21 protein-coding genes are annotated in these 20,749 nt (G+C 47.2%); 17 read left to right on the top strand and 4 right to left on the bottom strand.

All coding sequences use genetic code 11. From position 1 onward, the window contains the following. Positions 1-36: 36 nt before the first annotated feature. The 6 genes from ACE41H_RS20635 to ACE41H_RS20610 all read left to right on the top strand — a co-directional run bounded on the left by ACE41H_RS20635 (position 37) and on the right by ACE41H_RS20610 (position 6,950). Positions 37-1,545 (top strand): sugar ABC transporter ATP-binding protein, encoded by a 1,509-nt coding sequence (locus ACE41H_RS20635; RefSeq protein WP_375357449.1) that lies wholly within the window; start codon positions 37-39, stop codon positions 1,543-1,545. A gap of 23 nt (positions 1,546-1,568) precedes the next feature. Beyond that, positions 1,569-2,621: an ABC transporter permease gene (locus ACE41H_RS20630; RefSeq protein WP_375357448.1), complete on the top strand. Its 1,053-nt coding sequence runs from the start codon at positions 1,569-1,571 to the stop codon at positions 2,619-2,621. A 4-nt stretch (positions 2,622-2,625) separates the two neighbouring features. Beyond that, positions 2,626-3,618, top strand: coding sequence for an ABC transporter permease (locus ACE41H_RS20625; protein WP_375357447.1), 993 nt, complete (start codon positions 2,626-2,628; stop codon positions 3,616-3,618). 105 nt (positions 3,619-3,723) lie between these two features. Beyond that, positions 3,724-4,767 carry a rhamnose ABC transporter substrate-binding protein gene (gene rhaS / locus ACE41H_RS20620; protein ID WP_375357446.1) on the top strand — a complete coding sequence of 348 codons (1,044 nt, stop codon included), beginning with the start codon at positions 3,724-3,726 and terminating at the stop codon, positions 4,765-4,767. A gap of 203 nt (positions 4,768-4,970) precedes the next feature. Continuing rightward, on the top strand, positions 4,971-5,732 hold the full coding sequence (locus ACE41H_RS20615) for a GTP cyclohydrolase II (protein WP_375357445.1): 762 nt from the start codon (positions 4,971-4,973) through the stop codon (positions 5,730-5,732). 237 nt (positions 5,733-5,969) lie between these two features. Beyond that, a complete protein-coding gene (locus ACE41H_RS20610; protein ID WP_375357444.1) occupies positions 5,970-6,950 on the top strand; it encodes an aldo/keto reductase in 981 nt (326 codons plus the stop codon). A gap of 462 nt (positions 6,951-7,412) precedes the next feature. Here ACE41H_RS20610 and ACE41H_RS20605 read toward each other — a convergent pair whose 3' ends face one another. Then, positions 7,413-7,718, bottom strand: a complete 306-nt coding sequence (locus ACE41H_RS20605) for a hypothetical protein (protein ID WP_375357443.1) — start codon at positions 7,716-7,718, stop codon at positions 7,413-7,415. A gap of 276 nt (positions 7,719-7,994) precedes the next feature. Here ACE41H_RS20605 and ACE41H_RS20600 point away from each other — a divergent pair, with 276 nt between their 5' ends. From ACE41H_RS20600 to ACE41H_RS20590, 3 genes are all read left to right on the top strand, one after another. After that, the gene (locus ACE41H_RS20600) at positions 7,995-8,696 is read left to right on the top strand and encodes a GntR family transcriptional regulator (RefSeq protein WP_375357442.1); all 702 of its coding nucleotides are present in this window, start codon (positions 7,995-7,997) and stop codon (positions 8,694-8,696) included. 305 nt (positions 8,697-9,001) lie between these two features. Next, complete coding sequence (locus ACE41H_RS20595; protein WP_375357441.1) at positions 9,002-10,261, top strand: MFS transporter; 1,260 nt, start codon at positions 9,002-9,004, stop codon at positions 10,259-10,261. A gap of 38 nt (positions 10,262-10,299) precedes the next feature. Next, positions 10,300-11,325: a zinc-binding alcohol dehydrogenase family protein gene (locus tag ACE41H_RS20590; protein WP_375357440.1), complete on the top strand. Its 1,026-nt coding sequence runs from the start codon at positions 10,300-10,302 to the stop codon at positions 11,323-11,325. A gap of 164 nt (positions 11,326-11,489) precedes the next feature. Here the strand turns inward: ACE41H_RS20590 and ACE41H_RS20585 are convergent, their stop codons facing one another. Beyond that, a complete protein-coding gene (locus ACE41H_RS20585; protein WP_375357439.1) occupies positions 11,490-12,413 on the bottom strand; it encodes an AraC family transcriptional regulator in 924 nt (307 codons plus the stop codon). 357 nt (positions 12,414-12,770) lie between these two features. Between ACE41H_RS20585 and ACE41H_RS20580 the strand changes: the two genes are divergently transcribed. The 3 genes from ACE41H_RS20580 (at position 12,771) to ACE41H_RS20570 (ending at position 14,732) form a co-directional block, all read left to right on the top strand. Next, entirely contained in the window at positions 12,771-13,637 is an 867-nt protein-coding gene (locus tag ACE41H_RS20580) for an aldo/keto reductase (RefSeq protein WP_375357438.1), read from the top strand. Positions 13,638-13,707: 70 nt separating this feature from the next. Further along, on the top strand, positions 13,708-14,013 hold the full coding sequence (locus ACE41H_RS20575) for an ArsR/SmtB family transcription factor (protein ID WP_375357478.1): 306 nt from the start codon (positions 13,708-13,710) through the stop codon (positions 14,011-14,013). Positions 14,014-14,156: 143 nt separating this feature from the next. Then, positions 14,157-14,732, top strand: a complete 576-nt coding sequence (locus ACE41H_RS20570) for an NAD(P)H-dependent oxidoreductase (RefSeq protein ID WP_375357437.1) — start codon at positions 14,157-14,159, stop codon at positions 14,730-14,732. Positions 14,733-14,739: 7 nt separating this feature from the next. Here ACE41H_RS20570 and ACE41H_RS20565 read toward each other — a convergent pair whose 3' ends face one another. Further along, a complete protein-coding gene (locus ACE41H_RS20565) occupies positions 14,740-15,624 on the bottom strand; it encodes a TetR/AcrR family transcriptional regulator (protein ID WP_375357436.1) in 885 nt (294 codons plus the stop codon). Positions 15,625-15,821: 197 nt separating this feature from the next. On the opposite strand from ACE41H_RS20565, the gene ACE41H_RS20560 reads away from it, so the two are divergent. The 5 genes from ACE41H_RS20560 to ACE41H_RS20540 all read left to right on the top strand — a co-directional run bounded on the left by ACE41H_RS20560 (position 15,822) and on the right by ACE41H_RS20540 (position 19,857). Continuing rightward, positions 15,822-16,541 (top strand): MBL fold metallo-hydrolase, encoded by a 720-nt coding sequence (locus ACE41H_RS20560; protein ID WP_375357435.1) that lies wholly within the window; start codon positions 15,822-15,824, stop codon positions 16,539-16,541. Positions 16,542-16,926: 385 nt separating this feature from the next. After that, positions 16,927-17,865, top strand: a complete 939-nt coding sequence (locus tag ACE41H_RS20555; RefSeq protein WP_375357434.1) for a ring-cleaving dioxygenase — start codon at positions 16,927-16,929, stop codon at positions 17,863-17,865. Positions 17,866-17,887: 22 nt separating this feature from the next. Continuing rightward, on the top strand, positions 17,888-18,496 hold the full coding sequence (locus ACE41H_RS20550; RefSeq protein WP_375357433.1) for a flavin reductase family protein: 609 nt from the start codon (positions 17,888-17,890) through the stop codon (positions 18,494-18,496). Positions 18,497-18,589: 93 nt separating this feature from the next. Next, positions 18,590-19,036 (top strand): RrF2 family transcriptional regulator, encoded by a 447-nt coding sequence (locus tag ACE41H_RS20545; RefSeq protein ID WP_375357432.1) that lies wholly within the window; start codon positions 18,590-18,592, stop codon positions 19,034-19,036. Positions 19,037-19,197: 161 nt separating this feature from the next. Then, on the top strand, positions 19,198-19,857 hold the full coding sequence (locus ACE41H_RS20540) for a nitroreductase family protein (protein WP_375357431.1): 660 nt from the start codon (positions 19,198-19,200) through the stop codon (positions 19,855-19,857). 600 nt (positions 19,858-20,457) lie between these two features. On the opposite strand, the gene ACE41H_RS20535 is transcribed toward ACE41H_RS20540, so the two are convergent. Further along, the coding region (locus tag ACE41H_RS20535; RefSeq protein ID WP_375357430.1) for a MerR family DNA-binding protein at positions 20,458-20,749 on the bottom strand (292 nt) is incomplete at its 5' end.

Raw genomic sequence — 20,749 nt, 5'->3', positions numbered from 1 at the left:
TGCCGTTAAATCGATCACAGGATCGGAGGGAAGCTGATGGAGACGGAGTACATCCTGGAGCTAAACGGGATTACAAAGATTTTCCCTGGAATCAAAGCACTGGACAACGTGTACTTCAAGCTAAAGCCGGGAGAAATTCATGCGTTGATGGGCGAGAACGGCGCAGGCAAGTCGACATTCATTAAAGTGATTACTGGCGTTTACAAGCCGGACGGGGGAGAAATTCTGCTGAATGGCCAGCGTGTTGATTTCAAAACTCCGAATGATGCAAAGCATAGAGGGATCGCAGCAATCTATCAGCATGTGACCTGTTTTCCGGATTTGAGTGTAACGGAAAATATATTCATGGGCCATGAAAAGATTCACAAGGCCACCAAGCGGATTCTTTGGAAGGAGATGCATGAAGAGGCCGACAGATTGCTGAAGGAGCTCGGGGCAGGCTTCAGTCCGAAGACGCAAATGGGTGCGCTGAGCGTTGCCGAGCAGCAAATCGTCGAAATCGCCAAGGCGCTTTCGACGGATGCGAATATTATCATTATGGATGAACCGACGGCTGCCCTGACGAACCGTGAAAGCGAAGAGCTGTACCGGATTGCGGAGCAGCTCCGTGACAAAGGCACGGCAATTATTTTCATCTCACACCGTTTCGAAGATATGTACCGGCTTGCCAGTAAGGTCACGGTATTCCGGGACTCCCAATATATCGGGACATGGGATGTAAATGCTATTTCGAATGCCGATCTTATTGTCGCCATGGTCGGCCGTGAAATTACACAGCTGTTCCCAAAGAAGAAGGTTGTGTTGGGAGAAGAACTGCTGCGGGTGGAAGGCTTGGGGAAAACCGGTTATTTTGCCGACGTCAGCTTCACGCTTCGCAGGGGTGAGATTCTTGGTTTGACCGGGCTTGTCGGTGCAGGTCGGACGGAAGCATGTCAGACACTGTTTGGTATCGAGTCGTACGATAAGGGGAAAGTGACCTACAAGGGGAAGAAAATACGGATACGCTCTCCGCTTGATGCCATGCGGCAAGGGATCGGCTACTTGCCGGAGGACCGCCAGAAGCAGGGACTGGTGCTCGATTGGAGCATCGGCCGCAATATTACGCTTCCAGCCCTGGAACTTATCACGAAGAAAGGCGCAATCCGTGCTTCGGCAGAAGCGGAAATTTCCAAGCGGCTGGCGGAGAAGGTCGGCGTCAAGGCGAAAAGTATCTTTGATTTGGCCAGCTCACTGTCGGGCGGAAATCAGCAGAAGGTCGTTTTTGCGAAGCTGCTTACTGCTAATTTAGAAGTAATTATACTCGATGAGCCGACAAAAGGGGTTGATGTCGGCGCAAAGTCAGCGATCTATGAAATCATTAGCGAACTGGCCTCTCAGGGCTACGGAATTATCATGGTATCGTCGGAAATGCCCGAAATCATCGGGATGTGCGACCGTGTTGCCGTTATGCGTGAAGGAAGGATTACGGCATTTCTCGACCGCCAGTCGATGACGCAGGAAGCCATTCTCCAGGCGTCTATGAGTGAGGAAGCTCTCCTTTATTAAACAAGTTTAGAAGGTGGATACACATGGAGGATAGAGGATTTAACACGCCCGCAGTGGCCGGTGAAGCATTGAAAGGCGCAGCGCTCAAGCAGCGCTCGTTAGCTGCCAGCTTCGCCAAATTCAGAGAGATTGGGCTGCTCGGGTTTATTATTCTGTTGTCTGTTGCCGTTCAGCTGCGCAATCCAAGTTTTCTAACGCTGGAGAACATCAGCGATTTGGCCACGAATACCGCAATCTTAAGCATTCTGGCTGTTGGCATGATGCTCGTCATTGTGACACGCGGAATCGATTTGTCCATCGGGGCGACACTCGCACTGTCGGGGATGATCGCGGCTCTGACGGTTGGCGCGTATCCGGAGTTGCATCCTGTCGCAGTTGTTTTGCTCGGTACGGCGGCCGGGCTTGTCAGCGGACTCGTGCTGGGCTTTCTTGTAGCCAAGATCGGTATTCTGCCAATTATAGCGACTCTTGGGATGATGAACGTATTCCGAGGGCTTACGTATATGGTAAGCGGTGGCAAATGGGTGAGCGCCCATCAGATGCCGGAAAGTTTTAAGAACATGGCGACAGGATCGATACTTGGTGTTAATAACCTGATTCTCATCGCGGTTATTATTTATGCCTTAGCATACTGCTTCGTACAGCATACACGGACCGGAAGGCAGATTTATGCAGTAGGCAGTAATCCTGAGTCGGCGAAGATCAGCGGCATAAACACAGATAGAATTTTATGGCTGGTTTACTCGATTATGGGAGCGTTGTCTGGTCTCGCGGGTGTCCTGTGGGTAGCCAAGTACGCTTCAGCCCAAGGAGATACGGCGTCAGGCTATGAACTGAGCGTTATCGCGGCCTGTGTACTCGGCGGGGTCAGCATCGCAGGCGGTTCAGGCAAAATTTCGGGAATTATTCTCGGGTCCATACTGCTTGGAATTCTGAATAACGCACTGCCGCTAATCAACGTCTCCCCGTTCTGGCAAATGGGCATTCAGGGAGGGATTATCCTCTTCGCCGTTCTGGTAAATGCGATTGTGAAACGCGGAGTTGACCGCAGTAATCTGATGAGGAGGAACGTCTGAGACTATGGAGACACGAATCATTACGAACAAACAGGGTTTCTCACTGAAACGTTTTTTTCTCCAATGGGAGTGGATGCTGGTTGTCCTCTTTATCTCCATAAATGTTATAAATATGAACTTGTCGGAGTACTACTGGGACCCGGTCAATCTGCGCGATGCGACGATGGGTTTTCTGGATAAAGCATTCATTGTTCTGCCGATGGTTTTCATCATCATTTTGGGCGATATCGACATTTCCGTCGCATCGATTGTGGCTCTGTCGTCGGTCGTCATGGCTGACCTGTATAACTTGGGAGTACCGATGCCGGTCGCAGTCCTCATCTGTTTGGCTGTGGGCATCATTTGCGGATTTATTAACGGCCTGCTCATCGTCAAATACAAAGAATTATCGTCGGTTATCATTACCCTGGCGACCATGATTATTTATCGTGGCATCGCGTACATCATTCTGGAGGATCAGGCATCAGGCTCGTTCCCGCAGTGGTTCAACTATCTGGGATGGGGCTATGTCGGCAGCATACCTTTCATTCTGGTTGTATTCATTGTCTTTGCCGTTCTGTTCGGGCTTCTGCTGCACAAAACGATGTTCGGTCGCAGGGTGTACGCGACAGGCAGCAACATTACGGCAAGCCGTTTCTCCGGCGTACAGGTGGATAAAATCAAAATCATTGTATTCACACTCGCCGGGCTGATGTCTGCTGTAGCCGCGCTGTTTCTGACTTCACGAATGGGAAGCACGAGACCGAATATGGCTAACGGGTATGAACTGGATGTCATCGCCATGGTCGTGCTTGGCGGTATCAGTACAGCTGGCGGTAAAGGAAGAATGATTGGCGCGGTTCTGGCGATCTTCCTCATCGGGTTTCTGCGATACGGGTTAGGGCTTGTCAATGTGCAGGCGCAGGCTTTGCTCATTATTATCGGTCTGCTGCTGATCTTCGCTGTCGCTGTTCCGAAGCTTAAGCTGGGTCAAGGGAAATTAAATAAGACGGCGTAGAATTGCAAACACATTCCAGTAACCGTGAGGTGAATCCGGCACATCCCGGCACTAACTGCCGGATTGTATATATGAGAAGGTATCGATTAAAGGAGGAAACAAGACATGAAGAAGCTATTTCAAATTTGTTTGGTAACGGCTCTAATGATCACAATGCTTGCTGCATGCGGGGGAGGAAACGGAGCAGGCGAAAGCGCTCAGTCTAATACCAGTTCAGGGAATAAGAGACATGCAATTATTTTCAAAAATACGGGTAACCCGTACGGCGAGAAATTAATGGAGGGATTCAAAAACGCAGTAGAGGCTCAGGGCAACGAAGCTATTGTAAAGGCGCCAGACCAACCAACGGCTGAGGCACAGATTCAAATGATTGAAGAACTCATTTCGCAAAAGGTGAATAGTATAACGATTGCCGCAAACGATCAGGATGCGCTTCAGCCTGCTTTGATGAAGGCAATGAATTCCGGCATTCAGGTACTGTCCGTTGACTCCGCCTTGAACGCGGCGAGCCGTAAGGTACATGTTAACCAAGCCGACCCGGAGCGTATCGGCCGGACACTGATTCAAGGAATTTCCGAAATGATCGGGGGTGAAGGCCAAATTGCGATTCTGAGCGCAACCAGCCAGGCGACAAACCAGAACACCTGGATTGAGTGGATGAAGAAAGAGCTGGAGGACCCCAAATACAGCAAAATTGAGCTGGTGAAAGTAGCCTATGGCGACGATCTTCGCGACAAGAGCGTATCCGAGACGGAGGCACTGCTGAAATCGTACCCGAATTTGAAAGGCATTATCGCCCCAACAACTGTAGGTATTGCTGCAGCCGGTAAAGTATTAACGGATAAAGGACTCCAAGGTAAAGTACAGCTTACAGGTCTTGGTCTGCCAAGCGAAATGGCCGAGTATATCGAAAGCGGCGTTAGCCAATGGATGTACCTGTGGAACCCGATTGATGTCGGGTACATGGCGGGTTATACGGCAAATGCACTTGTAAACGGCGAAATTACGGGAGCGGTTGGCGAGAAGTTTACAGCAGGCGACCTTGGCGAGAAGGAAATCGTAGCAGATGGAGATGGCACACAAATCATGCTTGGCGATCCGTTTAAGTTTGACGCATCGAATATTGGAGAATGGAAAGATGTGTATTAGAATCACCGAAAAAAACAGAAAAAGTGTTAGCCCCCGGTTGCAACCGGGGGCTTAATGGCGGTTGTCTGCTGTGGATGTACGTCGTTAGACGTTTTTCTTCTAGTTGTAAAATAAACTGCATACCAGGGCGTTTTTTGTGCAATATACTACTACATAAGTTGGTTGTTGGAAAATCCAATTCAGACTAACAAAGGAGTATTGTCATGCCGATGGTACAGAACTTTGATCCTGGAATGATTTCGCTTTTACAAAAGAAAATAAAAATGATCAAAACGGACGAAGGGGGCATATATCTTGTCGGCCCCATTAAACTGCCGGTCAACTTACTTGGGGAAACCGCTGAATTCAAGTGGTACTGTTGGCTTAATTGCGACGAGGTGACAGAAGATTTTGAGCGTATTATCGGTAAATTATCGTCTGCCAACTTGGCGGAATTTCAACAATCAAGTGTACTCGTCCATGGAGATTTTCAAAATGCGGATCATGCGTTGATCCGGTTCCATTCTATCTGTCACACCGGTGATATCTTCGGCAGCAAGCGATGTGACTGCGGATACCAGCTCAAACAGTCAATGAAGCATATTGCCGAGTATGGCAACGGAGCGTTATTTTATTTGGCAAACCATGAAGGAAGAGGTATCGGGCTCTTTAGTAAAGCTCTTGCCTATATTCTACAGGAAAACGGATATGATACGGTCGATGCTAATCTTAAACTTGGATTTGTTGATGATTCCCGGGATTATAGTGATGCGACAAAGGTGTTAAAGGCACTGCGGACTAAGCCGATCACACTAATGACCAACAATCCAAGAAAATTAGAGGCGCTTAGTCAGGCGGGGCTGGATGTAGAAGAACGGGGGCAGCTGTGGGGTGATGTCTCCGAGTATAACGAGAAGTATTTGAAAACGAAAATCGAACGGTCCGGACACTTGAATGAAGGTGAAGGCTGTTGTAATAATGACTAATATTAAAAAAAAGTGATTGTAATCGCTTTATTTCAAGTTTACAATAACTGTGTTCGAAGGATTGTGACCGATGAAGCGGGCAATGCCTGAGTTTATTTTAGCGTCATGAGATTCATGATGTTTTAATAAGCTCAGGCATTATTTGTTCATCAAAATTTGTATTGACTTGGAGTTAACTCCAGACATTAGACTCTTGGTGTAAGGTGACCCCATTTAAGCAAAGGAGCGAATCGAAGAATGGAATATGTAAAACTCGGTAATACAGGCTTGGACGTATCACGGCTTTGTCTTGGCTGTATGGGCTTCGGTGTAGCAGAGCGGTGGGTGCATCCATGGGTGCTTAATGAAGAGAACAGCCGGCCCATCATCCAAAAAGCGCTGGAGCTGGGCATCAACTTTTTTGATACGGCGAATGTTTATTCCGACGGAACGAGCGAAGAGATCGTTGGACGCGCATTAAAGGATTTTGCCAACCGGGATGAAATTGTGCTCGCGACAAAGGTCTATTTCCCTATGCATGAAGGTCCAAACGGTGCAGGGCTTTCGCGCAAGGCCATTATGAGTGAAATTGATAAGAGCTTGCAGAGACTGGGGACCGATTATGTGGATCTGTACCAGATTCACCGCTGGGATTACAATACGCCCATTGAAGAAACGATGGAAGCCTTGCATGATGTGGTGAAGGCTGGCAAAGCAAGATACATCGGAGCTTCCGCCATGTATGCTTGGCAATTCCTGAAGGCGCTTCATGTAGCGGAGAAAAACGGATGGACCCGGTTCGTATCGATGCAGAATCATTATAACCTCATCTACCGTGAAGAAGAGCGCGAGATGATGCCGCTCTGCAAGGCCGAAAAAATCGGCGTGATTCCTTACAGCCCGCTCGCATCCGGAAGATTGACACGGGATTGGTCGGAAAAAACGCATCGTTCCGAAACCGATCAGGTTCAGAAATCGAAATACGATGCCACCGCCGATACTGACCGATTGATCGTGGAAAGAGTTGCAGAAATTGCAGAAAAACGCGGCGTGCCGCGTGCCCATATCGCCATTGCCTGGCTGCTGCAGAAAGAGCCGGTCACTGCTCCTATTATCGGTGCTACGAAAATATCCCATCTCGAAGACGCGGCAGCTGCCCTGTCGGTTAAGTTAACTGCGGAAGAAATCGCTTTGCTGGAGGAGCCATATATTCCTCACCCCGTAGTAGGCGCTCTGTAATCTTGAGGGACGGTGGACGGCATGTCCATGACGATTGCCTTTAGCCCCCTTTTATGGATGGCTAAAGGCTTTCTTGCGTGTGTACACGCTGCGTCAATTCATATATTGCTTGCGAAACTGCAGGGGAGACAAACCTACGCTATGTTTGAAACTGGATGAAAAGTAAGGCGCATTGCGGTAGCCAGCCAAAGCTATCAGAGCGTCTGGCTGCGCTGCTGGGGTTGACGCTGAATCAAAGCAGACCGCTTTTTGCTAGCTTTCTTGCAAGAAGGGGATTCGGCCTCATCAGGGTCTAGTAGCCAGAGTGAGATGAGTGGTGGCTGGATCGGTGTAGGTCAGTATGAACGAGGACATCGGAAATATTTAGATTAAAGCGGCAACGAGGACCTGGGTCTTTTATTTTTGCGAGAGCGTTTAAACAAAAGAGACGAAGTAGATAAAATCTTCGTCTCTTTTTCCATGTTAATATTTTGATTCTACTGATTTAATAGCTGGTCTTTGGAAAAGCCTATTCCCGTACGAGAAAAAATATTCTTCTCCAACTTTTAGAACGGGAATTTCGGAATGTGAATGAATATAAATAGTTCTTCTTTCTCTTGTTGTATTGTTTCTTTCAATAATCAAGTGATCACTTTTGATATCAACTAACTTTGCGCTTTCGTAAGTATTGGAACCGCTAAAATAATAAAGTGTTCCTAAAATCGATAATACAATAATTACTCTTATTGTATTTCTAAAAACAACTAGGTAATTTTTACTGTTTTCCATAAAACACCTCCATTTACTGGTATTCATTATAACATTGATCAAGCGGAAGCCCACTTTTCTCAACCGTATGAAGCAGCTTGAATACGTTAATGTGTCACAGAGTGGGTTGTTCTAAATTTCTAACCTCTTTCAGTGGGGGAAATAAGGCAGGCATACTTGGTGGTTTTAAAAAAGTATATCTTGTACGGAGCGCCGGCTTGGGATAAAACGTTTGATTCCAACACTTGCATACAAGTATAATGGTCTTATTCGCAGCACATTAGGTAAGGTGAGAAAATGAATTTACCCAACATCTCCAAAAAAAGGAACACCCTATCCGATCATGCCTATCAGGTTATTCGGGGGGCTATTGTTACGTTGCAGTTGGAACCAGGACAGCTTGTATTTGAATCGGAATTGGGCAATACATTAGGGGTAAGCCGCACACCGATAAGAGAGGCTTTCCGCCGTTTGTTGACAGAAGAGTTAATCGAGATCCTGCCGCAGCGTGGGGCCCGCATCGCATATATGTCTAAGAAGAAGATCGAGGAGGCTCGCTTTGTACGTGTGAGTCTTGAGGTGAGCGTTTTTAAAGAAGTGGCCCGGAAGTGGAGAGCAAACGATGCCAGCTTCGAGAAGCCGTATCAGCAGATCAAGGGTATTCTGGAGGAGCATCGAAAAATAATTGATCAACATAACTTCGATATGTTCCTTCAGCTTGATGAGAGCTTCCACAGTACAATTTTGGAGCTTACGGGAAATTCCACCCTGGTGTCGATCATCAATCAAATGCGCGGTCATTTAAACCGTATGCGGTATTTGGAGTTGCTGGAAACGAAGCATATGAATCAGCTTGTAAACGAACACGAGTCTATATTCGAAGCCATAACAGCTAATAACGAAGAGGAAACGGAACGGTTACTCAGAGAGCACATTACATCACTTGAAAATTTTACGCCAGATTTAATTAACAAGTACTCGCAGTATTTCCAATCGTAAAATGATTTCCCTAATCATTTTACGATTTTTTGTTTTGCGAAGAGATGCGTCGGCAACAAAATTACAGCAAATTATATCTTGTATACTAGCATAATGTATGCTAGTATTTCTTTTGTGGTCGACCCAAAGGTTTAACGGATGAAAAATTCCAGAAAAAGAAAGCGCTTTATTTTAATTGGAAAGAACAATAACAAACTGCAAGGAGGATCATCGAGGAGAATAGGATATTGCTGAACGAATTGCGGTTTGCATTGTACGTCGATGAACTTTATCGCAAAATCCATATTGAAGGGAGTTAACAGCTCATGTTATCTAAAGGGCGTGGCATCGTTCTGATTTTGCTGTTTCTGGCGGGGGTTATTAATTATCTGGATCGCTCGGCCTTCTCCGTTGCAGCTCCATTAATTCAGGAAAATTTTCAGCTGGATGCGGCGCAAATGGGCCTATTATTCAGCAGCTTCTTTATTGGTTACGCTCTCTTTAACTTTATAGGCGGTTTCTTGTCCGACAAATTCGGCCCGAAAAAGGTACTCGGTTATTCCATGACATTATGGTCGCTTTTTGCCGGTTTAACCGCCGCTACCTTCAACTTCTCCTCCTTGTTTGTTGCGCGTGTATTGTTCGGGATGGGGGAAGGCCCGCTCTCCTCATCGCAAAGCAAAATGGTCAATAACTGGTTTCCGAAGAAATACCGGGCCAGAGCTTTATCGATCTCCATGGCCGGAACCGCGCTGGGCGGAGCTATTTCGGGTCCAATCGTCGGGATCATAGCCTTGACGTGGGGCTGGAAAGTATCTTTTGTCCTGATTACGATTATTGGCTTGATTTGGACTGTGTTCTGGGTCAAATGCGTTAAGGATGCTCCAAAGAACGTTGCAGACGATGAAGAAGAGGTGCAGCATGCTCCGACCGGCAAAACTAAAACACCGCTCTCATACTATTTGAAGCATCCGACGGTTTTGTTCACGTCAGTAGCGTTTTTTGCCTACAACTATATCTTGTTTTTCTTCTTGACCTGGTTTCCAAGTTACTTAATCCAGGCCAGAGGGCTTGACATCAAGGAAATGAGCTTTGCCACGATGATTCCGTGGACGGTTGGTTTTCTTGGTTTTGCCCTGGGTGGTTTTATTATCGATTTTCTTTACAAAAAGACGGGAAATGCCATGTTCTCCCGCAAGGTCGTATTGGTCACTTGTTTGCTTGGCGCTGCGCTCAGTATCGGTTTTGCCGGTCTTGTTAACACAACGGCCGCCGCGGTTTCATTGATGGCAGCGGCAGTATTCTTCCTGTATCTTACAGCCATTACATACTGGGCAATTATTCAAGATACGGTTGAAAAAGAACGGGTCGGCGGCGTCGGTGGTTTCATGCATTTTCTGGCGAATACATCCGGCATCATAGGGCCGACGGCTACGGGATTGCTCGTTCAAACGACAGGCCATTTTACAAGCGCTTTCATTTTGGCAGGAGGCTTGGCGGTGATCGGGGCGTTGTGTGTTGCTTTCTTCGTTAAGCCCATTAAGGTTGAAAAAGTGAATTCTGCCGCAGAACAAACGATGGCTTAAATAAATAAACCTAAATCATAAATGATGGAGTGAGTGGATTGAAAGCGATACAAGTTGTAGAACCAGGGAAAATGGAACTGATTGAGAAAGAAATGCCGCGTATTGTTCACGGTAACGAGGTGCTGATTAAGGTTCGCATGGTAGGCATATGCGGCTCCGACATGCACATTTATCACGGGACCTCTCCGGTGGCTACCTACCCCCGCGTCATCGGACACGAGATGGTTGGGGAAATCGCAGAAATCGGCGCAGATGTCAGCCGGCTGATACCTGGAGATAAGGTTGTCATGGAGCCGATCGAAACCTGCGGGCAATGTTATGCCTGCAAAGCAGGGCGCCCAAATGTGTGTGTCAAGCTGCAGGTTTACGGAGTTCACAAAGATGGCTCCTTTCAGGAATATATTGTTCTTCCCGAGCATTTAGTGCATAAAGTGGACAATCGCTTGGCCTGGGAGGAGGCGGTTTTGGTCGAACCGTTCACGATTGGCGCTCAAGCCAACTGGCGTGGTGATGTCCGGGCCGGAGATTATGTTTTTATTATGGGAGCGGGCCCGATTGGCTTGTGTGCGCTGCAGGTCGCCAAAATCAAAGGCGCGGTATGCATGATTTCCGACTTGAGCGATGAGAAGCTTGCTTACGCCAAGAAAGTTGGTGCCGACTATACATTGAATCCGCTTACGGATAATATAGCCGACGAGATCAATCGCATTACGGGCGGATTAGGTCCGAACGTAACGATTGATGCGGTTTGTACGGAAAAAACCTTCGAGCAGGCGGTGGAAATGACCTCTGTAGCTGGACGGGTCGTCGTTCTCGGCTTTGGCGTAACCCCGTCGCAAATACCGCAGTTCCTCATTACCAAGAAGGAATTAACGATAGCGGGATCCCGATTGCAATCGGGCAAATTTCCTGAAGTGATAGAATGGTTTAACAGCGGGAAGATCGATGTGAATGCTTTTGTCAGTCATCGTTTTGCGTTGGAGAATTTTCATGAAGCAATCAAGCTCATCGAAACCAACCCTGACCAGGTTCGGAAAGTAGTCCTGGAGCTTCATACGAATTAGAGAATGTCTGGAGTCAAAACTGATGCATACGGGTTGGCAGACGCTCCCCAGCCCGTTTTTTCATAGGGGAGTGCTGGAACGTCTATGGACCAAACCGTTTGTTCTTATGACCACGAGGAGGCTTTTTCTGTTCATTGGATTTTACTCGCTGCTTCCAAAAGATCCTAGAACGACGGGTTTAGTGTCTCGTCGTATTTTTCCTTCAATGCTTTAATGTCTGCTCTGGGTGGAGAACCAAACATTCGTGAATATTCGCGGCTGAATTGGGATGCACTCTCATAGCCCATCCGGAATGCGACATCTGCGGCTTCTGCCGACTCGGATAACAGGATTCGGCGCGCTTCCTGCAATCTTAACTGCTTTTGCAGCTGAATAGGGCTCATAGCAGTTGCTTCTTTAAAGTTTCTATGAAATGACGAGACACTCATTTTGGCCATGTCTGCAAGCTCCTCGATCCGCAAAGGTTTATCGTAATTACGGATAATTTCTTCAATAGCTTCCCTGATGCGGTAGGTGCTGCTTCGCTCCATGGCAATTTGCCCCAGCGTCACTCCAAACTCTCCCTGCAGAAGCTTGTACAGAATTTCCTTGGTATAGAGGGGAGCAAGGTACGGGATATCTTGCGGCTTATCCAGTAATCGGGCTAATCTGAGCACCGCATCCATAAGAGATGACTCCATTCGGCCAATAAACACAGCCAGCTTGGCATTTTCCTTCTGGTTAACTTGAATAGCTGTATCATTTAAAACTTCTAAAATTTGCGACCGCGTAAATTCAATCTTGAAGCCCAAATAGGGAACGTCGGGAGAAGCTTTGATCACCTGGCTAACCAGCGGCAGCTTCATGGATGTAATGAGGTAGTTTGCAGCACCATATTCAAAGCGCTCTTGCGCCAGCAGCATTTCTTTCATACCTTGAGCAGTGGCACAGAATGCAGGATTGTAAATCCTGTAGACCGGCTCGGTTACATCTGTGAAACGCATAAAAAACAGAGACGGGATAGCTGTTTCATGAACTCCGTCCCGGTCTGAATGACGCTCAATCAATTTGGCGAGCTCCTCCTGCTGTTTCAGCATTTCCTCAAGCATAGAATCCTCCTTATAGAGGTAGTTCAAAAAGTCATCTTTTGATCACGAAGTAAGTCAGGAAGCGGACTCGACATCGAATCTTGAATTCAACCGGGCCTTCCGGTGCTCACGTACCCCAAGTACGCTCCGCTCCTCAGTCCCTAATTTCATCCAACCTTCTCGGTGCTGAAAACCTGACTTTTTGAACACGCACTTATAGCTTTATCCTTTTTTAATTATAAGGTATTACTGGTCTGCAAAGTTAGTGGTAATAAGAGAATAAGGCAATCATTCAAGACAATCATGGTACCGGCCTTGTTTTCATTTGCCGCATAATAAGGCTGTACCCAAAACATATTTAAAATTGGAGGGTTTCAAATGCAGAAAGTAATGCTGAACAATGGTGTTGAAATGCCGATCATTGGTTTTGGCGTTTATCAGATTAATGATGCGCAGGAATGTGAACAAAGTGTTTATGACGCTATTATGGCAGGCTACCGTTTAATCGATACCGCTTCCGGTTATCAAAATGAAGAAGCCGTCGGCAGAGCCATCAAGCGCAGCGGCGTGCCGAGAGAAGAATTGTTTGTTACGACCAAGCTCTGGATACAGAATACGGGCTATGATAGCACAAAGAAGGCCTTTGCGAAGTCACTGGAAAGATTGCAATTGGATTATTTGGATCTGTATCTGATTCACCAGCCATTTGGTGATGTGTATGGTTCCTGGCGTGCCATGGAGGAGCTGTATCATGAGGGGAAAATCAGAGCCATCGGTGTGAGCAACTTCCACCCGGACCGTCTCGTAGATTTGATTCTTCATCACGAAATCACCCCTGCCGTCAATCAGGTGGAGACACATCCTTTCTGTCAGCAAATTGAAAGTGCTGCTCTTATGAAGCAATACAATGTGCAGATCGAGTCCTGGGGACCTTTTGCGGAAGGCAGAAATAATATGTTCCAGAACGAAGTTCTGCTGTCGCTGGCTGAAAAGCATCATAAATCCGTAGCTCAGGTGATTTTGCGCTGGTTGACACAAAGAGAAGTCGTCGTCATTCCAAAGTCGGTCCATAAAGAAAGAATTATCGAAAACTTCAATATTTTCGACTTTGAATTAAGCCAGGAGGATATGGAGACAATCGCCAAGCTGGATACGAAGCAAAGCAGCTTCCTCTCCTATCATGATCCGGAAACGGTGAAAATGCTAAGCAGTATTAAGCTGGACAGTTTGAAACTCGATGTTTAATCTCTTCGCAACTGTTATGCCATTGTGTTGACATATCGGAAAATATCGATATAATGGTGACATGAAACCAATTGATCCAATTGAAGTGTTCAAGGCACTATCTAATGAGGCTCGTCTGCAAATCCTGGAATGGCTGAAAGATCCCCAAGCTCATTTTGCTGGAATCGAGGAAGGGGTTGGCCTTCTCGACGTTGGGGTATGTGTCAGTCAGATCACTGCCAAGTTGAAGATGACGCAATCGACAACATCTCAATATTTGTCCATACTGCAGCGGGCAGGGCTTGTACATGCGACCCGGGTGGGAAAATGGACATATTACAGAAGAGATGAAGAAGCAATACAACAAATTGCTTCCTATATTCAGCATGACCTATAAGCGATAAGAACTGGATTCTATCAATGAATTCAGTTCTTATCGATTATATATATCGATAATTCGGGATATGTTAATTTTTTTGTCAAACAAATCGACATATTTCGAATTATCATAAATTCATCCACAAAAAGGAGCTGTTCTAAATGTCCAATCATTCCAATGCATCCGACAGTGTCAAAACGCTCGTCATCGTTGCCCATCCTGATCTGGAAGCATCCCGGATTAACCAGCGTTTGGCGGTCGAGCTTGAGCGCAGAGGTAATGTTACCGTGCACCGGCTGTACGAGACGTATCCGGACGAAAAGATCGACGTTGCCCATGAGCAGGCGCTGTTGCTGGCCCATGACCGTATCGTGTTTCAATTTCCATTACACTGGTATAGTTCTCCCTCTTTGCTGAAGAAATGGCTGGATGAAGTATTTGAACTTGGTTTTGCGCACGGCAGAGGCGGCGATAAGCTGAAAGGCAAGGAACTCCTTGTTGCTATTTCTTCGGGAGGAACTGCGAGCATGTTCCAGGCTGGCGGACTGCACAATTATTCCTACGGCGAGCTGCTGCGGCCGTTCCAGCAAACCGCCAATTACACCGGAATGATCTACCACAGCCCTTTTATAGTAGGCGGAATTCGCGAAGTGACCGATGAACAGCTTGAAAAATATGCTGTGGAATACGCCGGCTATGTGGAGGGCCAGCCTGCCGTCATAGGTACAAAAGGTTAACGGCAATCTAGGTCAGCAGCAGCTTGAGCTGGCGCAAATACGAGCGCAGCTCAGGAACAGCCTCAAGATGGGACTTCAGCACGCGCAGCAGGGTAAGGTTCGGCTTCTCCGCAAGCACTTCCTGCTGGAGCAGAGCTACAACCTCGCTCAATTCCATGCGAGAGGGTTCCGGCAAGGGGAGTGCTTGAATCCGTTCCTCCATCGCCGCCAGGAAGTCGCGAACCGTACCTTTCCGTGCCGCCTCATCGCTTCGTTCCACAGGATGAGAACGGACGATCCTTTCGCCGCCAATCGATCTGGGGGCTGTCCGGATCAAATCCTGGGCGACAGCCTCCATTCGATCCGCGATAAAGTCCGCAATTTCCGCGATTGGCTGCGAAATCACCTTTCGCAAAATACCGTTCATATATTCATGGAGGATGCCCTGAAAGATCAGGACGGCATCCCACACATATGGCTCAAGTCCTTCGCCGAATGTCTCGATCAGCATTTCCTTTTGCCAGATTAGCAGGGCCCCTGTCATTTTTCTCTGCGCCTCCAGGAACGGCATATTCTGCATAAGGGGAGGTTCATGAAAAGCGGTCATCAGCGCATGATTCTCGAGGATATAGTATAAATAGAATTCGATCTTGCGGCTCAGCTTCTTCTTCAGAGACAAGCCAAGGGACATACCGGAACGATTAAGTTCAGATGCTTGCTCCAGCAGCGTCTGATGACAGGCTGTGAACGCCGCTGTAAACAACTCCTCTTTGGACGGATAAAATTTGTAAATACTCGCTTTTGCCACTCCGCAGGCTTCGGCGATGTCCTGTATGGAAGCAGCGCTAAAGCCCTTCTTCCGGAATAAATCCATGGCCGTGTCGAGGATTTTATCTTTTTTCGTGTATTCCATTCAACAGATCACCCAACCCTATATTGACATGAGATGCAAATGAGGTCAACATACCTCCATTTGACGTGGGAACTATATAGTTTTATATTGAACTTATAAGTTTTTACAAGTCGATATGTCGATATAAGGAGGTGTGCCGGCGATCGGCCCTTGTGCCGGGGACGGCGGTGATAATGCGTATTGCGGAAGGATTAGAAATGTTGGATCTGGAGATGAAGCTTGGCGGGCGTTCAATGATGATTCACCCGGTCATCATTGCCGACAAGGAGGATTGGACGTTGATCGATACGGGCACTCCGGGCTTATCAGGCCGGATTCTCGCTTATGCCGGGCAAGCGGGAATCAGCGGTCGGCCTTTGCGTGCTATCGTTTTGACGCATCAGGACATCGACCACATCGGCAGCTTGCCGGAGTTTCTGGAGAAAGCGAACGCAGCACCGTTTGAGGTATACGCTCATGAAGCTGATAGGGACACGATCGACGGCAAAGCGCCGCTGCTGAAATTTCCTGCGGACAGCTTGCAGGCCGAGCTGGCAACCCTGCAGGACGAGGTGCGTATTGCGTTCGAGAATATTTTCCTCCGTCCGTCAAAGCCGAACGTGACGCGGCTGTTGGTGGATGGGGAGACGTTGTCCATCGGCGGTGGTCTGACGGTCATTCACACGCCAGGCCATACGCCGGGCCATGTCAGCCTTTACCACCAAACGAGCAAAACACTGATCGCCGGGGACGCCCTGGTGATCAACAACGGTGAACTACAATGCTCGTCTCCCTACTCAACCATCGACATGGAGCAAGCGATCCGCTCGCTGGAGAAATTCAAACCGTTCGAAATCGAAAGGGTCGTCTGTTACCATGGTGGACTGATGCAAGGAGACATCAATAAGCTGATCGCGGAATTGGCCGAAAGACTGTAATCTGTTTTTCCGGATCGACGCTACCTTGATTGAAAACATCGAGGCAGCGTCGTTTTTTGTAATAGAATACGCTAACGGGAACTTGAGGAATAATAGAAGTCAGCCGATTGGGATCAGGCGTTGTCGCTGAGTCGCGCGTACAGGATGTAATCCAAGTGCAGAGCGACGTGCAGCAAAATGTCCCGGACGGATGCAATGCTTCAAATAGCTTGCGGTTTGCCCAATTCATATGCGCGAATAAAGAATAGTATTGACAAAATGGATATAAAGAAATATTATTATCTCATATTAAAAATACTTTAAATAAAGATAAGTAAATTGAAGGTTGTAATAAAGAACAAATGTAATTCCGCACAAACACTAATAAAAACGGGAGTGAATTGAAATGAGTAAAAAAACAATGGGAATTCACCACATCACAGCGATCGTTGGACATCCACAGGAAAATGTTGATTTTTATGCCGGAGTATTGGGGCTGCGTCTGGTTAAACAAACCGTCAATTTTGATGATCCGGGTACGTATCACCTTTATTTCGGTAATGAAGGTGGTAAGCCTGGGACGATTATTACGTTCTTCCCCTGGGCTAATGCTTACAAGGGAACCATTGGCGATGGCCAAGTGGGAGTTATCTCTTTTGTTGTGCCTAAAGGGGCAATGAAGTTCTGGGAGGAGCGGCTTGAGCATTTTAAAGTTCCGTTTTCAAAAATGGAGCGTTTTAACGAGCAGTATCTGGAATTTGATGATCCGCATGGACTTCATCTGGAAATTGTGGAACGGGAAGAAGGAGAACTAAACTCGTGGAACTTCGGGGGCATCACCTCCGATGTGGCCATCAAGGGTTTTGGGGGAGCAACGCTGTTATCTGCACACCCTGAACAAACGGCTGAATTATTGGAGAAAGTAATGGGACTTGAATTTATAGCAAAAGAAGGAGATATTGCCCGTTACCGCTCTTCCGCTGATATCGGCAACATTGTAGATCTTAAACTTTCTTCAGTAGGTCATGGTCAGATGGGGGTCGGAACGGTTCATCATATTGCATGGCGGGCCAAAGATGACCAGGATCAATTGGAATGGCAAAAATATATTGCAGAAAATGGCTATGGAGTGACAGCGGTGCGGGACCGGAACTATTTTAATGCGATATACTTTAGAGAGCATGGCGAAATTTTGTTTGAAATCGCTACGGATCCTCCGGGATTTGCTCATGATGAATCGTTTGAAACGATGGGGCAAGCTTTAAAGCTGCCTGCACAGTATGAGCCTCATAGAGCTGACATTGAAGGAGTTCTGCTTCCGTTTGAAGTAAGAGAGCTTGACTAAACTGCGAAAGAGGTTGATCTGTATGCTTTCCATAGATCCTGCAGCAAATACGGAACGGGAAAATTATAAGCTGCTTATAGGCAGCATTGTTCCCAGACCTATTGCTTTCGTTACGACGCTCTCCAAGAATGGCGTATTGAACGGCGCGCCTTTCAGTTATTTTAATATTGTATCCGCCAACCCTCCGATGATCTCGTTGTCTATTCAACGCTCGGAGGGGATGCAAAAAGACACAGCCAGAAACATCAGCGACTTAAAAGAGTTTATCGTTCATATCGTTGATGAGGACAATGTTCGTCAAATCAATCAGACAGCGGCAAAGCTGCCGCCTGATCAAAGTGAAGTTGAATTGGCTCATCTGACTCCAACAGATAGCGTTAAAATCAAAGTCCAAGGTGTAGCAGAGGCCAAAATCCGTATGGAGTGCGTATTGGAGCATTCGCTTGAACTGGGCGGGACAGATTCAAACGGATGCGACCTTATTATAGGCAGAATAGTTCACTTTCACATTCAGAACGACATTTATGAACAGGGAAGAATTGACCCAAGACGCCTGGCGGCCGTCAGCAGGTTAGCCGGACATGATTATGCGAAAATTGGAGAAATTTTCACGATTGAGCGACCTGTCTAAAGAAGGTTAAAAGCTCCTCTATTGCGGCGTACAAGGGAATTCGGTACAATTTACTCATACTATCCAAGAGTAAACTGAAGGGGGGAGCAAAGGATGAAGCATGAATATTGTACGCCGACTCAGCACCCAAAATGGTTCGGACTGGCTGTTCAAGCACTTGTTATATTGTCGCAGGAGGACGTAGGAACTTGTCCGAGCATTGAACTTGCTAAATATCTTCAGTCAGAGCCTTCTCTGCTGCGTCGTATACTCTCCGTTCTCGCCAAGGAAGGGTTGATTGGGACCCGGGAAGGCCGTGACGGCGGGTACTGTCTCAGAAAACCGGCAGAGTCGATTCGTCTGATTGATGTATATGATGTATTTCGTGCAAGCAGCAGCATTTCCTGCGGTATTATCGAGACAGCAGGCACACACCCGCTTGGTAAAAGCATGAAATCCGCGTTTAAGGATATTACGCAAGAAATGGAAGACAGCATGCGCGGCGTATTAAGCAAATATACGATTGCAGATATTGCCAAACAACTGGAAGCAAAGATTTAGGTGAGCCTGGAAAAAAACAGTTGACAGCGGCTTGCTTAGATTTTATACTGTGCAATATAAGAAACAGTTCAGTTCAAGCCGCGATGGGTGTTATTTTTTTAAGATCTACTGTGTTTGAAAGAACACAGTTATACCAGTATTCATCCAAGGGAGGATTTATCATGTCAACTTCAACTCAAATTGGTCAAAGTTCCGCTTTATTCGCCGATGTCATCCGCGAACGCCGTTCTGTGCGTGTTTATGACAAGTCGGTTCGTCTGTCTCATGAGGAAATTAAGGAGATGCTGAAGGAAGCAACGCTTGCTCCTTCCTCCAGCAACGTTCAGCCTTGGCGTTTTCTGGTGATCGAGACGGAGGAATTGAAAGAGAAGTTGCAGCCGATTGCCTACAATCAATCTCAGGTTACTGAAGCTGCGGCGGTGATCGCTGTGCTGGGGGATATGGAAGGGTACAAGAAGCTCGGCGAGATTTTCGGCGAATCTGTAAAACGCGGTTATATGACGGAAGACACCGCTAAACCGTTCGTAGAGAGATCGATTAATACGTATGCTTCGCTGCCGGAGGAAAGAATGCACAAGGTCCTCCATATTGACGGCGGTATCGTTTCCCAACAGCTCATGCTGGTTGCACGCGCTCACGGCTATGACACCGTTCCGATGGCTGGATACGACGAGGCCGAGTTTAAGAAAGCCTTCAACATTAGTGAACGCTACGTTCCGATCATGCTGATCGCACTCGGCAAAGCGGCAAAACCGGGCCATCCGACAACTCGGCTGCCGATCGACGACATCACTTTCTTCAACGAAATGCCTGCTAACTAAGAGTGATTGAACATTATGCAAAGAAAATTTCTGAATGTTTTATATTTCTGACTCAAAACTAAAATCAGTGCTTGACGAAATAAGTTAGACAGATTGAGGTGGCCCTGCGCGATGCCTTGCACGATGATCCCTTTTGATCAGGGAGTAGCGGCGGGTCGCCAGGGTTACGTGTCTTGCTGTCCTTACGCAATGCCTTGTACGATTATCCCTTTCGTTCAGGGATGGTGGCTAAGGTCAGGGGATAGGATAAAGGATCCGAAATATGTTTTTTTATCCTGGATAGTATGCTTTCTCTCGAATCCTCTTATTTGTCCTAAACCCGTCTCATGATCCCAAACCGATCTGCTCCTTCACCCAATATGGTTCTTCTCCCAAGTTTGTCTGTTTCTCTGTGACCTGACCAAACGGGATAATGGTGCAAAGACAGCGGACGTTGATCTGCAGCCCAATCCACCGGCCTTCCTACCCAGAAGCCGGGAAATACCCCAGCTTCGTACCATACCCTCCGATGTTGCGATTCCGAGTCGCCAAACGTAATCGATTGTATGCATTCCTGTTTCAGTTGTTCCGCATGGATTAATGGGGAAACTTCAAAGCAGCTCAATTGGATGAGCTGGCATACCAAGTCCTTTGCATCTCTTGCGCTTTTTGCGGATCGTCTATGAGTAGAGTCTTGTACTCCAGCATCTTGTTAAGGGTGTCCAGCATGTGGTCGTATTCTTCCTTCTTACTTTCGATCTCCTTTTTCTTGCCGCGAATCCAATCTATAATCTGCAGAGTGGTGCTCATATTGGTGTCGCAATCCTGCAAAGCTACCTTCAGTTCGGCCAGCGAACAGCCGATGGACTGGAAATTCTTGATGAGCCTCAACCGCTCGACAGCCTCTTCCGAA

It is taken from the genome of Paenibacillus enshidis, from assembly GCF_042136365.1.
Classification (GTDB): domain Bacteria; phylum Bacillota; class Bacilli; order Paenibacillales; family Paenibacillaceae; genus Paenibacillus; species Paenibacillus enshidis.
Note: the sequence above shows the minus strand (reverse complement) of the source record. Positions and strands in the feature narration are given on the sequence as shown.

What these genes read in the sequence shown, in the direction of transcription:
- ACE41H_RS20615 (WP_375357445.1), top strand. Translation starts at nt 4,971, where the DNA reads ATGCCGATGGTACAGAACTTTGATCCTGGAATGATTTCGCTTTTACAA.
- ACE41H_RS20565 (WP_375357436.1), bottom strand. Translation starts at nt 15,624, where the DNA reads ATGGAATACACGAAAAAAGATAAAATCCTCGACACGGCCATGGATTTA.
- ACE41H_RS20610 (WP_375357444.1), top strand. Translation starts at nt 5,970, where the DNA reads ATGGAATATGTAAAACTCGGTAATACAGGCTTGGACGTATCACGGCTT.
- ACE41H_RS20540 (WP_375357431.1), top strand. Translation starts at nt 19,198, where the DNA reads ATGTCAACTTCAACTCAAATTGGTCAAAGTTCCGCTTTATTCGCCGAT.
- ACE41H_RS20595 (WP_375357441.1), top strand. Translation starts at nt 9,002, where the DNA reads ATGTTATCTAAAGGGCGTGGCATCGTTCTGATTTTGCTGTTTCTGGCG.
- ACE41H_RS20555 (WP_375357434.1), top strand. Translation starts at nt 16,927, where the DNA reads ATGAGTAAAAAAACAATGGGAATTCACCACATCACAGCGATCGTTGGA.
- rhaS (WP_375357446.1), top strand. Translation starts at nt 3,724, where the DNA reads ATGAAGAAGCTATTTCAAATTTGTTTGGTAACGGCTCTAATGATCACA.
- ACE41H_RS20570 (WP_375357437.1), top strand. Translation starts at nt 14,157, where the DNA reads ATGTCCAATCATTCCAATGCATCCGACAGTGTCAAAACGCTCGTCATC.
- ACE41H_RS20550 (WP_375357433.1), top strand. Translation starts at nt 17,888, where the DNA reads ATGCTTTCCATAGATCCTGCAGCAAATACGGAACGGGAAAATTATAAG.
- ACE41H_RS20585 (WP_375357439.1), bottom strand. Translation starts at nt 12,413, where the DNA reads ATGCTTGAGGAAATGCTGAAACAGCAGGAGGAGCTCGCCAAATTGATT.
- ACE41H_RS20580 (WP_375357438.1), top strand. Translation starts at nt 12,771, where the DNA reads ATGCAGAAAGTAATGCTGAACAATGGTGTTGAAATGCCGATCATTGGT.
- ACE41H_RS20635 (WP_375357449.1), top strand. Translation starts at nt 37, where the DNA reads ATGGAGACGGAGTACATCCTGGAGCTAAACGGGATTACAAAGATTTTC.
- ACE41H_RS20605 (WP_375357443.1), bottom strand. Translation starts at nt 7,718, where the DNA reads ATGGAAAACAGTAAAAATTACCTAGTTGTTTTTAGAAATACAATAAGA.
- ACE41H_RS20600 (WP_375357442.1), top strand. Translation starts at nt 7,995, where the DNA reads ATGAATTTACCCAACATCTCCAAAAAAAGGAACACCCTATCCGATCAT.
- ACE41H_RS20560 (WP_375357435.1), top strand. Translation starts at nt 15,822, where the DNA reads ATGTTGGATCTGGAGATGAAGCTTGGCGGGCGTTCAATGATGATTCAC.
- ACE41H_RS20625 (WP_375357447.1), top strand. Translation starts at nt 2,626, where the DNA reads ATGGAGACACGAATCATTACGAACAAACAGGGTTTCTCACTGAAACGT.
- ACE41H_RS20630 (WP_375357448.1), top strand. Translation starts at nt 1,569, where the DNA reads ATGGAGGATAGAGGATTTAACACGCCCGCAGTGGCCGGTGAAGCATTG.
- ACE41H_RS20545 (WP_375357432.1), top strand. Translation starts at nt 18,590, where the DNA reads ATGAAGCATGAATATTGTACGCCGACTCAGCACCCAAAATGGTTCGGA.